The sequence below is a fragment of the Maribacter aestuarii genome (assembly GCF_027474845.2).
GTDB classification, from domain to species: domain Bacteria; phylum Bacteroidota; class Bacteroidia; order Flavobacteriales; family Flavobacteriaceae; genus Maribacter; species Maribacter aestuarii.
Map to the genome: position 1 here is coordinate 450,237 of NZ_CP107031.2, position 16,424 is coordinate 466,660.

At 41.5% G+C, this 16,424-nt stretch carries 12 protein-coding genes; 8 read left to right on the top strand and 4 right to left on the bottom strand.

Features of this window, described 5'->3' with window-relative positions; translation table 11 throughout:
• The first annotated feature begins 12 nt into the window (after positions 1 to 12).
• From N8A89_RS01965 to N8A89_RS01995, 7 genes are all read left to right on the top strand, one after another.
• Positions 13 to 456: a PaaI family thioesterase gene (locus tag N8A89_RS01965; protein ID WP_281540745.1), complete on the top strand. Its 444-nt coding sequence runs from the start codon at positions 13 to 15 to the stop codon at positions 454 to 456.
• Positions 457 to 480: 24 nt separating this feature from the next.
• Positions 481 to 1,767 carry an aminotransferase class V-fold PLP-dependent enzyme gene (locus N8A89_RS01970; protein WP_289644835.1) on the top strand — a complete coding sequence of 429 codons (1,287 nt, stop codon included), beginning with the start codon at positions 481 to 483 and terminating at the stop codon, positions 1,765 to 1,767.
• Between the two features lie 13 nt (positions 1,768 to 1,780).
• Positions 1,781 to 2,881 (top strand): Gfo/Idh/MocA family protein, encoded by a 1,101-nt coding sequence (locus tag N8A89_RS01975; protein WP_281540748.1) that lies wholly within the window; start codon positions 1,781 to 1,783, stop codon positions 2,879 to 2,881.
• 162 nt (positions 2,882 to 3,043) lie between these two features.
• Positions 3,044 to 4,774, top strand: coding sequence for a tetratricopeptide repeat protein (locus N8A89_RS01980; RefSeq protein WP_281540749.1), 1,731 nt, complete (start codon positions 3,044 to 3,046; stop codon positions 4,772 to 4,774).
• A 34-nt stretch (positions 4,775 to 4,808) separates the two neighbouring features.
• Positions 4,809 to 5,483 (top strand): SCO family protein, encoded by a 675-nt coding sequence (locus tag N8A89_RS01985; protein ID WP_281540750.1) that lies wholly within the window; start codon positions 4,809 to 4,811, stop codon positions 5,481 to 5,483.
• 54 nt (positions 5,484 to 5,537) lie between these two features.
• Positions 5,538 to 7,733, top strand: coding sequence for a M28 family metallopeptidase (locus tag N8A89_RS01990; protein WP_281540751.1), 2,196 nt, complete (start codon positions 5,538 to 5,540; stop codon positions 7,731 to 7,733).
• A 5-nt stretch (positions 7,734 to 7,738) separates the two neighbouring features.
• Positions 7,739 to 7,966, top strand: coding sequence for a putative signal transducing protein (locus N8A89_RS01995; RefSeq protein ID WP_281540752.1), 228 nt, complete (start codon positions 7,739 to 7,741; stop codon positions 7,964 to 7,966).
• A 40-nt stretch (positions 7,967 to 8,006) separates the two neighbouring features.
• Here the strand turns inward: N8A89_RS01995 and N8A89_RS02000 are convergent, their stop codons facing one another.
• Together N8A89_RS02000 and N8A89_RS02005 are read right to left on the bottom strand one after the other, a co-directional pair.
• Complete coding sequence (locus N8A89_RS02000) at positions 8,007 to 8,945, bottom strand: 3-keto-disaccharide hydrolase (RefSeq protein ID WP_281540753.1); 939 nt, start codon at positions 8,943 to 8,945, stop codon at positions 8,007 to 8,009.
• 59 nt (positions 8,946 to 9,004) lie between these two features.
• Positions 9,005 to 10,651 (bottom strand): serine hydrolase, encoded by a 1,647-nt coding sequence (locus N8A89_RS02005; RefSeq protein WP_281540754.1) that lies wholly within the window; start codon positions 10,649 to 10,651, stop codon positions 9,005 to 9,007.
• A gap of 140 nt (positions 10,652 to 10,791) precedes the next feature.
• Between N8A89_RS02005 and N8A89_RS02010 the strand changes: the two genes are divergently transcribed.
• Positions 10,792 to 14,193, top strand: a complete 3,402-nt coding sequence (locus tag N8A89_RS02010) for a HEAT repeat domain-containing protein (RefSeq protein ID WP_281540755.1) — start codon at positions 10,792 to 10,794, stop codon at positions 14,191 to 14,193.
• Here N8A89_RS02010 and N8A89_RS02015 read toward each other — a convergent pair.
• Together N8A89_RS02015 and mnmA are read right to left on the bottom strand one after the other, a co-directional pair.
• Positions 14,190 to 15,134 (bottom strand): NAD(P)H-dependent flavin oxidoreductase, encoded by a 945-nt coding sequence (locus N8A89_RS02015; RefSeq protein WP_281540756.1) that lies wholly within the window; start codon positions 15,132 to 15,134, stop codon positions 14,190 to 14,192. The two genes, N8A89_RS02010 and N8A89_RS02015, sit on opposite strands and share 4 nt — an antisense overlap.
• A 6-nt stretch (positions 15,135 to 15,140) precedes the next feature.
• Entirely contained in the window at positions 15,141 to 16,331 is a 1,191-nt protein-coding gene (gene mnmA / locus N8A89_RS02020) for a tRNA 2-thiouridine(34) synthase MnmA (RefSeq protein ID WP_289644836.1), read from the bottom strand.
• Positions 16,332 to 16,424 lie beyond the last annotated feature (93 nt).

Here is a 16,424-nt window from a genome sequence, read left to right on the forward strand (position 1 = left end):
AAATCAGAATGTATGAATAAAATACTTACCTTTTTCAAGTCGAAGATTGGAAAGGATTCAAAAGACTCCATTTCTCCCTTAATGCAATGGTTGAATCCTAAGATTATCAGCGCTGATGAGGGACAGCTTGAATTTTCTCATACCGTTAGAAAGGAAATGACCAATCCTTTACATATTTTACATGGGGGAATTACGGCTGCCATTATCGATGACGCCATTGGTGCAGCAGTATATTCTTTAAACAATACCCACGCTTATACCACCGTAAACTTAAATGTGAACTATTTTAAATCAGCCAAGGCCGGAGATACCATCATAGCACAGACCAATATTGTAAAAAAGGGCAACCAAATCATGAACGCGGAATGTCTCATTTGGAATTCCGATAAAACCAGTCTTATCGCTAAAGGTAATTCCAACCTCATCAAAACTAAAATAGAGCTGAACAATAGTTAAGAGCAAAACCCTATCTTTAGGTATATGCATAAGAACCGAAGAAAATTCCTTAAAAATCTAAGTGTTGGTGTTGTTGGCAGTTTGGCGTTTTCAAATCAAGGATGGACCCAAAGTTACGAGCGTTTAAAAGTCGTAATTGACGATCTTAAACTAAATGAAGCGAATTCTTCTGAAGCTTACTGGGAAAAGGTTTCATCTCAATTTAGATTTGCAGAAGGGCTGCATTATTTCAATAATGGTTCCTTGGGAGCGTGCCCTACCCCTATCCGAGAAGCCACTACTACTTTCAGAAATACGTTGGATGATTTTCCATCAAAATATATGTGGGGTGGATGGGATACCCAAAAAGAGGAGACCAGAAAAAAAGTAGCACAATTATTTAAGGTATCCCAGGAAGAAATCGCACTTATTCACAATACCACTGAGGGTATGAACCTCATTGCCCAAAGTATGAATTTGGATAGTGGTGATGAAATCATCATATCCGATCATGACCACTCCAGTGCCGTAGCACCTTGGACGGTATGGCAAGAACAAAAGGGCGTTAAACTGGTGCGATCTACCTTGCCCATATTACCAAAAAATATTGAAGAAGTCGTTGCTGTTTATAAGAACGTGATTACCCCTAAGACTAAGGTCATTTCCATTTGTCATATCGTAAATACGAATGGCATGATGCTTCCCGTGAAGGAAATTACCCAAATGGCACATGAAAATGGAATTTTGGTGGCCGTGGATGGTGCCCAAGGAGCGGGCATGGTACTAACGGACCTTAGGGATATGGACTGCGATTTTTATACCGTAAGTGCCCACAAATGGTTATTTGCTCCCAAGGGAATCGGTATATTCTATGCCAAAGAAAGTAGCCAGCATCATTTAAGACCATTGATAGTGGCCAGAGGGTATAAGGATAGTAGTATTAGGAGATTGGAAAACTATAATACGCGTAATTTGCCCGAACTATTGGGTTTAGGAGCTGCAATGGACTACAGAAACGCTATAGGAGGTCAAAAAATTCACGAACGAACTTATGAGTTAAAGCGTTACTTCAGGGAGAGGGTGAAAGACAATGAAAAACTTCGATTGAAAACACCGGAGGACGACCGTTTGTCGGCAGGAATCCAAGTTGTCGAAATCTTAGGGAAGGAAGTTTCAGATGTAAAGAATCAACTTTTTGAAAATTTCGGAATCGATAGTAGACCGATGACGAAATTCGGATTAAATGCCGTACGTCTATCCTTCGCTATCTTCATTACCAAAAAGGAGATTGATAGATTGGTCGACGTACTCAATAGCATAGCTGAATCTTGAAACCTTACCAAGCATGAAGCGTAAACTATATCTCGTTTTTTTTCTGTTGGCTTTACCCCTATTGCTAGGTGCTCAAAACAAACCCATAAAATTGGGTGTTGCTGGACTTAGTCATGGACATGTGGGTTGGATTTTAGGTAGACAGGATACTACCGACATAAAAATGGCAGGTATTGTTGAAACAGATACCGCATTGATTAATAGACTCTCCTCACAATTCGGTTTTTCAAAGGATATTGTTTTCGGTTCCATGGAAGAGATGATAGCCTCGGTACAGCCTGAAGCGGTCGCCGCATTCGGAAACATATATGACCATTTGGAAGTTGTACGCACGTGTGCCCCAAAGGGAATTCACGTGATGGTTGAAAAACCATTAGCTGTAAGTTTGGAGCATGCCCTAGAAATGGAGAAACTGGCAAAAGCGAATAAAATTCATTTATTGACCAATTATGAAACATCGTGGTATCCCACGAATGAAGAGGCAAAAAAACTTTTAGATAACGGTGCTATTGGGGATCTTAGAAAAGTAATTGTTAGGGACGGTCATAAGGGCCCTAATAAAATTGGGGTGAATCCTGAATTTCTAGAATGGCTTACAAATCCCGTACTTAACGGCGGCGGCGCCATAACCGATTTTGGCTGTTACGGTGCAAATTTAATGACGTGGTTGTTACAAGGCGAAATTCCCAAAACCGTTACTGCGGTAACACAGCAATTACAACCAGAAAATAATCCTGAAGTGGATGACGATGCTACCATTATTCTAAAATATGCCACATCCATGGCTATCTTGGAGCCGTCCTGGAATTGGCCGATTGGTAGAAAAGATATGGAACTCTACGGAGAAACCGGCGCGATATATGTTGAAAATAAAAGCGATATGGCGGTTCGTATTTCAGAAGGTTATGACGGGTACAGCGAAAGGAGAATCACCCTATCCGAAAGGGAAAAGCCATTTGACGACCCTTTTTCCGTTTTTGCTGCGGTTATCAATAGTAAATTGGTATTGGAACCTTTTGACCCATATTCCTTAGAAAATAACATGGTAACCATGAGAATTCTTCAAGCTGCAATTGAAAGTGCGAAAACGAATACTACCATTATATTGAACTAAATTAATTCATTGTTATGGTATCTTGAACATTTAACATGAAATACGGTAGGAACGTTCCAGTATTCAGTACATTTAAAGGACTGAAAATCAAATATTTTCCTCCAGCTATAATTCCTGTTCCCTCATTAGTTTAATTTTAGAAACAACCTAAAAATCAACATAATGAAAACAAAAATGGGATTTGCCGTAATTGCGGTTGCACTATTAATGCTAATTTATTTCTTTGTTCCCAAATCCACTGAAAAAAGCTTGGACAACACTCAAAAAGCTTCTTTTTATTCTATTAAATGCACCGTTGCAAAATTCTTATTGAGCGATGTGGATACCACCCAACAAATTGCCCCACTATTTGACAATTTGGGAAATCTTAATTTCACCATCACTACGAAAGAAAAATTAGCGCAAACATTTTTTAACCAAGGCATGAAACTCACCTATGCATTTAACCATGCAGAGGCGCACCGTTCTTTTATGGAAGCTTCACGGCTAGACCCTAATGCCGCAATGACTTATTGGGGACAAGCTTACGCATTGGGACCAAATATTAATGACCCACAACCCCTTGATGAGCGAAAGGAAAAATATAATGAAGCTATGGCGAAGGCCGTAAAATTTGCTTCTAAAGCTAGTAAGAAAGAGCAGGCGTTGATTGAGGCGCTAACGCATAGGTACTCTGAAGATTTTACCAAAGATGTCGCGGAACTAAACATGGCCTATATGAATGCCATGACTGAAGTTGCGCAGCAGTTTCCAAATGATGCAGATGTACAGATTTTATACGCGGCCGCGGTCATGAATACCGTACCTTGGAATTATTGGGATAAAGATGGGAATCCCTCACCCAATATTGCAGAAGCAAAGGCAGCTTTGGAAAAAGCGATTGCCATAAATCCAGAAAACCCTGGTGCCCACCACTACTATATTCATATGGTAGAGTTACCCATGCCTGATCTTGCTGTAAAAAGTGCCGATAAATTGGGCGGATTAATGCCTGCAGCCGGACATATCGTGCACATGCCATCGCACATTTACATACGGGTTGGGAGGTATCTGGATGCCGTAAAGGTAAATCAGGCCGCCATTTTAGCGGATGAGGATTATATTTCCCAATGTTATTCTCAAGGTATGTATCCACTAGGTTATTATCCACACAACATTCATTTTCTATGGTCTGCGGCTACCTTGCTAGGCGATAGCGAAGTAGCCATAGACGCTGCCAAGAAAACTGCAGAAAAAGTACCGGAAGGCGAGTTAATAACATTACCCTTTCTACAGAACTTTGCATCGGTACCCTTATTGGCCTATGTCCGATTCGGAAAATGGAACGAGATTCTCACAACACCAAGTCCAAATGCCGAAATCAAGCACTTGAAATTAATCTGGCATTACGCCAGAGGAATTGCTTTTATTAGAAAAAATAATGCCAAAGAGGCCCAAGAAGAGCTGGACGCCATAAAAAAAATGATCGATGAACCAGAATTGGAGAATTTAGTGGCCGCTGGTTTTGACAATAGCAAAACTATTGGAGAATTGGCCTACGAAGTTGTTGCAGGTGAACTTGCCCATCTCAACGGTAATTTACCAAAGGCCATAGAACATCTAAAGAAAGCGGTAGAACTTGAAGATGGCTTAGTTTACACGGAACCCGCTGCATGGTACATTCCCGTAAGGCAGAACCTGGGCGCGGTATTGTTAAGAGCGGAGAAATACGAGGAGGCTGAGCAGATATATAAGGAAGATTTGGAAGTATTACGTCAAAATGGATGGTCATTAATGGGTCTGCACCAGAGCTTAAAGGCACAAGGAAAAATGGATGAGGCAGAAACGCTTAAGCAGGAATTTGATAAGGCTTGGGAACATGCCGATATATCAATAGACACTTCTATACTTTAAGACCATTTTAATTCAAAAACTTAACCTACATCGTATGGCATTGTGTTTAAAACGGCGTTATAAATTAGGAATCATTCTGATTCTAACCGTTTTAGTTTTTTCATTTGGTTATTACACCTTGTTTTATCAAAAAGAGATTCGCATCTATAATCCAACGGATTTAAATCCTGAATTAGTGGATTCGAGTCTTCGCAGAATTGAATCTGGCCATAAAGTATCAGATTTCCATTTAATCAATCAAAATGGAAAGACCATTACACAGGATGACTATAAAGGTAAAATATATGTTACCGATTTCTTCTTCACACGCTGTCCAAGCATATGTCCGGTAATGGCCAATAATATGGTTAAATTACAGCAACGCTTCCTTGAAAACGATGACGTCATGTTACTGTCACTATCGGTTACCCCAGAAATGGATAGTGTTCCAGTGCTTCAATCCTATGCCGAGAAATATAATGCCCAGGATTCTAAATGGAATATCGCCACTGGCGATAAAGACCATATTTATGAATTGGCACGAAAAAGCTATTTCGCGGTAAACGATGTAAGCGATGGTTTACTTCAGGATTTTATCCATACCCCGAACTTTGTTTTGGTGGATACCGAGAAACAAATTAGGGGTATTTATGACGGTACAAAGCATGACGAAATTGAAAGGTTAATAGTTGATATCGAAATTCTTTTGCGTCTTCAGAACGCGATGTAGACCAAGCTGCCAAAGCAAAAAATTCAGTAACTTCCCTACTTAAATTATGATTATATGTTACGGAACATTTTCACCCTATTCTTTACCCTATTTTTAATTTCAATAAACGCGCAAACCTCCATTATAGGCTTCAGTTCTGAAAATGCTAAGGAACAAATTCAACTGGAATCAACTTTTGAAAGTAAGCTAGATGCCAACAATTTGGATAAATGGATGCAACGCTTGGCAGCGGAACCGCATTGGGTGGGCACAAAATACGGTGAAGAAAATGCGAAATGGATACAGCAACAATTCAAGTCTTGGGGCTATGATGCCAAAATAGAAACATACCAAATATTATTCCCCTATCCAACGGAGAGGGTACTGGAACTAACGGCGCCCACAAAATATACGGCCAAATTAACAGCGGTGCCGGTAGAAGGTGACCCCTATACCGCTCAGGGTGATGCCCTATTGCCCAGTTACAACGCATTCTCTACGGATGGTGATGTAGAAGCGGAGCTGGTTTTCGTAAACTACGGTATTCCTAAGGACTATGAAGAACTTGAAAAATTGGGTATTAGCGTTAAGGGTAAAATTGTAATTGCTAAGTACCAAGGTTCGTGGCGGGGAATAAAACCAAAATTAGCCGCTGAAAAAGGTGCCATTGGTTGTATCATATATTCAGACCCTCAAGATGATGGGTACGGCCGCGGTGATGTGTACCCCAAAGGAGCGTTCAAGAATAAAACGGGCGTGCAAAGGGGGTCGGTTATGGATATGCCTACCTATCCCGGCGATGTCTTGACTCCAGGTTATGCGGCTACACCGAATGCCGAACGCTTGGACAGAAAAGATGCTCCCACGATTACAAAAATTCCTGTACTTCCCATATCCTACGAAGATGCACAGCCCTTATTGGAAGCTCTAGAAGGACCTGTTGCCCCATCATCATGGTTCGGAGGCTTACCTATTACCTATCATATTGGCCCAGGACCGGCCAAGGTCCATTTGAAACTTAAGTTCGATTGGAAACTGGTTCCGGCGCATAATGTAATCGCTACAATGAAAGGGACAGAATTCCCGGACCAGTGGGTCATGCGAGGTAACCACCATGATGCTTGGGTACATGGAGCTAACGACCCCGTAAGCGGCATGGTTGCCTTAATGGAGGAAGCCAGGGTAATCGGTGAACTTGCTAAAAAAGGTCAAAAACCGAAACGAACTTTAGTTTATTGTGCCTGGGATGCGGAAGAAGAAGGACTGATTGGATCAACAGAATGGGTAGAGGACCATAAAAAAGAGCTGCAACAAAAAGTGGTAGCCTATATTAATACCGATGGAAATGGTCGTGGATTTTTGGGTGCTGGTGGATCCCACTCGCTCCAAGCCATGGTAAGTGAAGTTGCAGGAGCTGTAAAAGATCCACAGACTGGGGTCTCTGTTAAGGAACGCCGGTTGGCGGCGGAAATGGTCAACGGTGGAGAAGATAAGTTTGAGCTCTATGCCCTTGGCTCAGGTTCTGATTATACTCCTTTTATCCAGCATGCCGGCATCCCTTCTTTGAACCTTGGGTATGGCGGCGAAAATGCAGGTGGGGAATACCATACGATATACGACACCTATCCCCATTACAAAAGATTTAAGGACCCAGAATTTGCTTATGGGATCGCTTTGGCAAATACCGCCGGCCGAATAACCTTACGCTTGGCTAACGCGGATGTACTTCCCTTTGATTTTAAACAATGGCATTCCACCGTTTCAGGTTATCTTGATGAGATAATGAAAGATTTGGAAAAAATGAGGAAAGATGTTGAAAAACATAATTCCATGGTAGAGAAGAATCTTTTTGAATTGGCTTCTGACCCTAAAAAACCATTTAAAAAACCAAATAAAAAGTCAACTGTTCCCTATTTGGATTTCTCATCACTTCAAAACGAATTGACAGCACTACAGCAGACCATTGACAACTTTTCCAAGGCGGATAAGACAAAGCTTAGCAAGGAAGCGCGCATTGCCTTGAACAAAAAATTGATGCTTGCGGAGCATGTACTTACCTCAGAGGAGGGGTTGCCCAGAAGGCCTTGGTACAAACATCAGATTTATGCACCTGGATTTTACACGGGATATGGCGTTAAGACGCTTCCCGGGGTTCGTGAAGCGGTAGAGGAAAAAAATTGGAAAGAAGCTCAGGAGCAAATCGCCGTACTTAGAAATACCTTCAAGGAATTCAATATTTTCTTAGAGGAAATGAATGCAGCATTAAACTAGAAAAAATGGAAACGGAATATAGTAAAGTATTTAGTGGAAACGCACTGTTAGGAAAAAGAATAGAGTCGGAACTAAAGGATATTGGAATAATTCCCATTATTAAGAACGAGGGGGAATCTGCCCGTTTGGCTGGCTTTGCTTCGTCCATGCTGAATAATGTTGATATTTACGTGAACAACAACGAATTGCCTAAGGCTAAAGTAATTGTGGCCAAAATTGAGGAGGCCCAATAGGATAAAAAAAGGCCCTGAATTAAGGGCCTTTTTCAGTGTATTATTCCATTGGGGTCAGTTCCAGCTTTCGGAACTCAATTGGCCCGTGATCTCCCTGTATCATGATAGGACCAGGTGCCGCCTCATTATTATCCAAAGCACCTCCTGTCATACCCGGAATATTCTGTTCCGCGATTATAGTCTTACCATTGGCAACGACAGTCAACCTTCTACCGATTAAAACGATATCATAAGTTTGCCACTCTCCTGCTTCTTTGGCCACCATTTCATTAGGGGACAGCAGTCCATAAATACCTCCAAAATAAATGGAGGAAGGTTCCAAACCAGCATTATCGGCTATTTGGATTTCATATCGTCCTCTTAAATAAAGACCGCTGTTACTGCCCTTTGGGTAACGAAATTCGGTATGTAATTTAAAATTGGTAAACTCTTTTTCTGAAATCAAGTTGGCTCCTGCTTCGGAGCTCGTCAAAATCCCATCCACAACTTTCCATTGGTTTTCACCTTCTACTTTCCAACCCTCCAAATTCTTTCCATTGAAAAGCTGAATCGTTTTTCCCCATTTCGGATTTTCTACATAAGGCAAGTCCGGAGATCTGGAACCGGTCCAACTATAGGTTTTACCATCGGTATAGACCATAGTCCCCTTTAGCTCATCCCCGACCATCTTTCCTTCGAATTCCATATTAGCGGCACCTGGTTCCCATTGTGGGGGGATGGAAAAATAAAATACATCCCCGTACTTTTTTACTTCGGAAATAGGACGGGCGCTACCAAAAGCATAGGTAAACCGTCCAATTAAGGTATTGTTCCCCGAATGGCTTACTTCTAACCAAGACGGTAACTCTTTGCCCTCCTGGGAAATAGTTAGGTTCCACCTTCCTTCTAGTGCATCTGTTTCTTGGGCCGTGAGGGCGCCAGAGGCCAAACCAATAATTAAACAAAAAAGTGTACCAAAAATTTGTATTGTGTTCTTCATGAAATTTTGCATTTTATCAAATATAATACAAGTTTAAAAAAGGGGTTAGCCCAAAATTATTAACTCTTAATTCCCTTTAGGGACTGTCCTCCTTGGTTAAGGGTTAGTGCAGTCACTGCCCCATCATCGTCCCTACTGAATATTATCTGAGCAGCCACTACTTTTAAAAAGAAGGTATCCTTGGACTCCGCAAACATTTCAAATTGAGGCTGTCCTGTGGCCTGGCCATATATCTTTCCATCATTCACCGTTACAGTGATCTTAAATTGAGAACTGAGTTCATAAACTCCTACGTATTCTTCGAGTTGGGAAGCATCCACTGCAATCTCATTTTTTTCAGTAACTGGCATTTTATCCGTTTCAACGCCTATGTCTTTGTTGATTCTGGAATTAAAGACCACCTCTTTCTTCCCTTCCTTCATAGAAAAATCATAGAAAGCAGTTCCCCTATCAAAATAAAATCGGTTTTCGGAAACTGGAAACAATTTTAAATTTTCACTTCCATCCCTTCTACTAAACAATAAACCATCTTTCATCGTTATACTTCTTATCACTTCATTCTCAAATTCATAATTCCCAACCCATTTTTCCAGCTTTTCGTTAGGGAGGGCAATACCGGATTCGGCATCCGGATAAGGTTTTCCCATGGCCAAAGCGGCCATCTTCACCGCAATCTCTTGAGGAGAACTACCGTTTCTATTCGTTAATAAAATAACATAGACATTCTCATCAGGTGCGTAAACGCCATGTGTAACGTACCCAAAAATACCTCCACCGTGTTCTATACTCGGTAGGTCTTGGATTTCATCTATCTGCCATCCATATCCGTAATTGGTTTTTTTCCCGTTATTTAAGAACGTATTAGTAAAGGCCAGTTTTTTGCTTGATTCCTTTATCAATTCATTATTGTGAATAGCCTTATGCCAGCGTAACATATCATCTACGTTGGACATTAGGGAGCCGGCGGCATATGGCAAAGTCATACTGATAAAATCAGCATTTCTAAACCCTTCTTCTGATGGTTGGTAACCGCTTGCCCTTTTCGGAATCAATTTTGTTTTGCTCCCATAAAAGGAGTTTTTCATTCCCAAGGGTTCATAAATATGTTCCTGAATAAAATCCGCATAGGACTGGCCGGAAACCTTTTCTATGATAAAGCCCAACAAGATATAACCGGAGTTGTTATAGTTCCATTTTTCACCGGGATTGAAATCCATAGGTGCGTTCTTAAAATAATCGATAATCTCAATGGGAGTCCTATCTATTCGGGCGAAGCTTATCAAATCACCCATATTCGTATAGCTCTTTATACCAGAGGTATGGTTGAGTAAGTGATGCACCGTTATACGTTGTCCATTGGTTGGATAATCGGGTAGAAATTTGGTGATTTCATCCTCTAACGAAAGTTTACCCTGCTCCATAAGCATTAGAATAGAAACCGCCGTAAATTGTTTGGTAATAGACCCTAGTTCAAAAACATGTTCAGGAGTCATCTTTACGCCCAGTTCCAAATTGGCCATACCGAAAGCCTTACGATAGAGCGTCTCGCCATTCTTGTAAACCAAAGCAGTGATTCCTGGATCCTCGGGCTTGTATTGTTTCGTAATTAAATCATCAAACTGAAGAGCTAAGTTTTGCCCTTTTGCTAGATTAGTTATTAGGAATAATGATATTGTAAATACGAATAGGGAAATTGAATTTTTCATAGGCTTAATTGTTTTAGCGATTGATTACTCTAGTAAGACGATACTTGGAATATATAGTACCATTAAGTCCAAATTACTTCTTAGTAAAAATTCCTATTAATATTTATTACATTTAATGCAATTCTAGCAATCCTCAATTTATGAAAAGCAATAATACTAAACTATTAATCCTTGGGCTTATAACTATTCTATTAAGTTGTGAAACCAAAAAACCCAAGGAAACCCCATTAGTGGTCGTTGAGGACTCTACAATAATTGACCAAAAAATTGCCCTTGCACGTGAAAGTATAACTCCCCTGGTGGCAGACGGACTAGAGCTGAATTTATGGGCCACGGATTCCTTAGCGCCCGACCCCATTGCTATGGATATTGACGATTATGGAAGAGTTTATATAACAAGGTCCAATAGGAATAAAAATTCCGAATTTGATATTAGAGGACATCGCGATTGGATGACGGCCTCCATAGCACTGCAGTCCGTTGAGGAACGAAGGGCCTTTTTACATAAAACCTTTGCACCCGAACTGAGCAAGGAGAATAGTTGGCTTAAGGATTTAAACAATGATTCCATACACGACTGGCGCGACCTAGCTGTGGAAAAAGACGAAATCTGGATGTTGGAGGATAAAAATGATGATGGTATGGCAGATGTCTCCACCCAAATACTGAAAGATTTTAACGACGAGGTAAATGACGTTGCCGGTGCTCTATTAGTTCGAAAAGAAGACATGTTTTTGGGTATAGGACCGGATATGTACCGTCTTAAAGACTCTAATAATGATTTGGTTTTGGATGACAAGGAAAGTATTGCAACAGGTTTTGCCGTTCACATAGGTTTTGGAGGCCATGGAATGTCCGGCGCAATAGAAGGCCCAGACGGTAAGATTTATTGGGGTACTGGAGACATTGGGGCCAATATTACTACCGTTGATGGTGAAAATCACAAATATCCCAACCAGGGAGTCATTGTTAGAAGCAATCCGGACGGTACTAATTTTGAAGTGTTTGCTCGTGGACTTCGTAATACGCATGAATTTGTTTTTGATGCCTACGGGAACATCATTTCATCGGACAATGATGGGGACCATAAGGGAGAAAGTGAAAGGCTGGTTCATATTGTGGAAGGTTCGGACGCTGGGTGGCGTTCCAATTGGCAATATGGGAAATATACGGACCCCATGAATAATGGATACAATGTTTGGATGGACGAGAAACTATATGTGCCTAGGTGGGATGGGCAGGCAGCCTATATCATTCCACCAATTACAAATTTTCATAACGGTCCCACCGGAATGACTTATAATCCGGGCACGGCATTAGGTCAAAAATGGTTGGACAGGTTCTTTCTTGTAGAATTTGTAGGAGACCCGAGCAGGTCCCACATATGGTCGTTCGATTTAAAACAGAAAGGCGCCTCTTTCGAGTTGAATACCGATATAGATATGCTGAGCGGGGTACTGCCCACTGGTATAGAATTTGGCCCCGATGGCGCGCTGTATTTGGCCGATTGGGTGAATGGTTGGGGGTCTAAAAACTACGGTCGTGTTTGGAAATTGGATGTAGATTCCGAGCATAACGATTTGCAGGAACAGCGTGAAGAAACAAAAAAATTAATGGTTCACGATTACGAAGGTGATGGTACCGACAATTTAATAGCCATGTTGAGCTATCCCGATATGAGGATTCGCAAAAAAGCCCAGTTTGAGCTAGCTAAAAGGACCTTCTGGGGTTACAGAGCCTTAAAAAAGGTCATAGTAGAAGAAAAAAATCAGTTTGCACGCATCCATGCCATTTGGGGAATTGGGCAAATAGCCGCCGATGATAATAGCAAAGCAAAACCTTTAGTACAATTATTAGATGATTCTGATGGAGAAATCGTTGCTCAAAGTCTAAAGGTCTTAGGAGATGTAAAATATACTGATGCCGCTTCCCAATATGTAACTCTATTAAACCACGATAACGCTCGTGTAATGTTCTATGCTGCCCAAGCTTTAGGTAGAATAGGATACAAAGAGGCAGTAGACCCTTTATTGGAAATGATTGCTAAAAATAAGGGTGAAGATTTATATTTAAGACATGCAGGCGTATTGGCGTTGTCCAGAATTGGCGAAACCGAAACAATATCAAACCTTGTTGATAGTGACGACAAACAGCTGCGCATAGCGGCAGTTCTTGTATTGAGACGGCTACAACATCCGGACGTGGCCAAGTTTTTAACGGATGAAGACGAATACATCGTAACCGAAGCCGCAAGGGCAATTAACGATGATTGGTCCATTGAAGAGGCTCTTCCAGCACTGGCAGCAACACTAAATGAAGAGCGGTTTACTTCCGAACCTTTACTGCGCAGGGCAATTAACGCAGCGTTGCGAGTAGGGACGGAAAATGAGTTCAAGTCGCTTATCAATTTTGCCAAGCGCGAGTCCGTTCCCAGCATTTTAAGGGGAGAAGCCTTGGCTACCCTGGGAACTTGGAATAAACCTTCTGTCCTGGACAGGGTAGATGGTCGTTACCGGGGTGAAATAATTAGGGATAACAGTTTATTGAAGGATAAAATTGAAAAGGATATCCCTTACTTCTTGGAAAATGAAAATCCCGAGATTTTAATCGGAGTATCCAAAACCTTAGCGGCAATGGGATTGAACGCTTATAACGAACAACTTTATGGAATTTTAAAAAATCATAAGTCTCCAAAAGTAAGGGCCTCCGTTCTTGATGCCCTTGGTGCGCTTAATTTTGAACAAATGGAATCTGCTATAGCTTACGGAATGAAAGATTCCAATGAAGAAGTACGCACCTCTGCCGTTGGACTACTCGCCAAGATAGATCTACCAAAAGAAAAACTACCTGCCATAGTAGGGCCTATATTTAGAAATGGTTCCATTGGAGAACAACAACGCATGCTAGACGTTCTTGGAGACTTGCCTGAAGAAGACAGTAACGCAATTCTAAGTAGTCTTATTCAGAAAGCAAGCAAAAATCAACTTTCCCAAGGTGTCATATTGGATTTAATGGAGGCCGTTGAAAAGACGGAGAATGAAAAATTAGTTGCTGATTTAGCGGCACTTAAAAAAGAAGGATATACAACGGACGCCTATTTGGAAACGCTCTATGGGGGTAGCTGGTGGAGTGGCCGTGGCGTATTCAACAACAATCCTACTGCCCAATGTGTAAGATGCCATGCCGTTGGCGGCTCAGGGGGTGAGGTTGGACCTCCTCTAGATAATATTGCCAATATTCTTACGCGAGAGGAAATATTGGAATCGCTCATAGAGCCAAGTGCAAGGTTGGCGCCGGGTTACGGAAACATCACCCTTACTTTGAAGGATGGCCAAAAAGTTAATGGCGTTTTAATTGAGGAGAATGATGTAGAACTACTATTGAGGACCGCGGAAGCCGAACCCATGGAAGTTCCCATAGCTCGTATAGCCAAACGTGAAAATTCCGTTTCCTCCATGCCACCTATGGGCCGCATGATATCAAAAAGGGAATTAAGGGATTTGATGGAATATCTAAGCTCCTTAAAAAATAGTGATACCTAGGGCAAAAGCATCACCTTGGCTTTTGCTTTTTCAAATTCATCCATCATTTCCACCACAATTTCTGAGGCGGGAAGTATTTTATGTATTAATGCAGAAACTTGTCCTATTTCAAGTTCGCCCTCTTCCATATCACCCTCGAACATACCTTTTTTGGCCCTTCCACGCCCCAACAATTCTTTTAACTCGGTTGTGGAGGCGCCTTTATTGTAAGCATCCTGAACTTCCTGATAGAATTTGTTCTTTAGCAGACGGACCGGAGTCAGTTCCTTTAAGGTCAAGTGGGTGTCACCTTCCTTCGCGTCAACCACTAATTGTTTAAAATTCTTATGTGATGAAGCTTCCTCACTAGCCACGAAACGACTACCGACTTGTACCGCATCGGCACCTAGGACCATTGCGGCCAACATCGCTTTACCAGAAGATATTCCACCAGCGGCAATCAAGGGTATGGTCACCTTTTCCCTAACGGCGGGTATCAATACCATAGTAGTTGTTTCATCACGACCATTATGACCCCCAGCTTCAAAACCCTCCGCAACAACGGCATCTACCCCAGCATCCTGAGCTTTCAAAGCAAATTTTACACTACTGACCACATGTACTACAGAAATTCCTTTCTCCTTTAAATGGGATGTCCACGTTTTCGGGTTCCCGGCAGAAGTAAAAACGATTTTCACGTTCTCTTGGACAATTATGTCCATCAATTGCTCGATTTCGGGATATAGCAACGGCACATTCACCCCGAAAGGTAAATCGGTTGCAGCTTTACACTTTTTAATATGTTCACGCAGTACATCGGGATACATACTTCCTGCACCAATAATTCCCAATCCACCGGCATTGGAAACTGCAGCCGCCAATTTCCAACCACTAGCCCAAACCATACCAGCTTGGATGATAGGATACTTAATATTAAAAAGTTCCATGATTCTGTTTCCCATGTATGTTTAGCTAATTACACCAGAGCCAGTAAGCTCATCTTCTAGATACCAGGCTACGAACTGACCTTCGGTAATAGCAGATTGCTCTTCCTCAAAATCGACATACATACCGGATTCCACTTTGTACAAGGTAGCTTTCTGTAAATTTTGGCGATACCTTATTCTTGCACTTACCTCCATTTTACCATCAATTTCCAGTGCTAAGTCCGGTCTAACCCAATGTACCTCCTCATTTTTAACGAACAAGGTCCGACGATAGAGACCTGGATGGGATTTCCCTTGTCCGGTATAGATTACATTTTCTTGCACATCTGTATCAATTACAAAAAGTGGTTCCTTAGTTCCACCCACGTGTAGCCCTTTGCGTTGTCCCTTTGTAAAATAATGAGCACCCTGGTGTTCCCCTACCACTACCCCATCCGATATAGAATAGGAAGGCTTCTCGGAATAAAAAGCCAATTCCGATTTTTTATCCTTGAACGATGGTATTTCCCTACTATATTTTTCGACCGTGGCCGGTATTTCCACAATTTTTCCTTTTTTAGGTTGAAGTTGCTGTTGCAAAAACTCCGGCAAACGTACTTTACCTATAAAGCATAATCCCTGTGAATCTTTTTTATCGGCTGTAACCAATTTCATTTGCGAGGCTATTTCCCTAACCTGAGGTTTGGTTAGTTCCCCAATGGGAAACAATGTTTTAGCCAATTGTTGTTGGGATAACTGACAAAGAAAATAGGATTGATCTTTATTCCCATCCTTTCCGGCGAGCAATTGATAGCTTTTATTCCCATTGTCGTTTTCAATAATTCCCCTTCGGCAATAGTGGCCTGTAGCCACATAATCGGCCCCTAAATCCAATGCAATCTTTAAAAATACATCAAACTTAATTTCGCGGTTACATAGCACATCCGGATTTGGGGTTCTCCCCATTTCGTATTCCCGGAACATATAATCTACGATACGCTCTTTGTACTCAACACTCAGATCTACCGTTTGAAAGGGGATGCCTAATTTCTCGGCTACAATCAATGCGTCGTTGCTATCCTCCAACCACGGACATTCTTCTGAAATGGTCACCGAATCGTCGTGCCAGTTTTTCATGAAAAGTCCAATAACATCATAGCCTTCCTTCTTCAAAAGATAGGCGGCGACGCTAGAATCTACTCCCCCGGAAAGTCCTACAACTACTTTTTTCATACCACCATATTGGTCGGTACAAAAGTACAAAATTACAAACCACCTTAGTGCTAAGATTGTAGTGAAACGGAAGCAACCAATCCTATTTTTTGC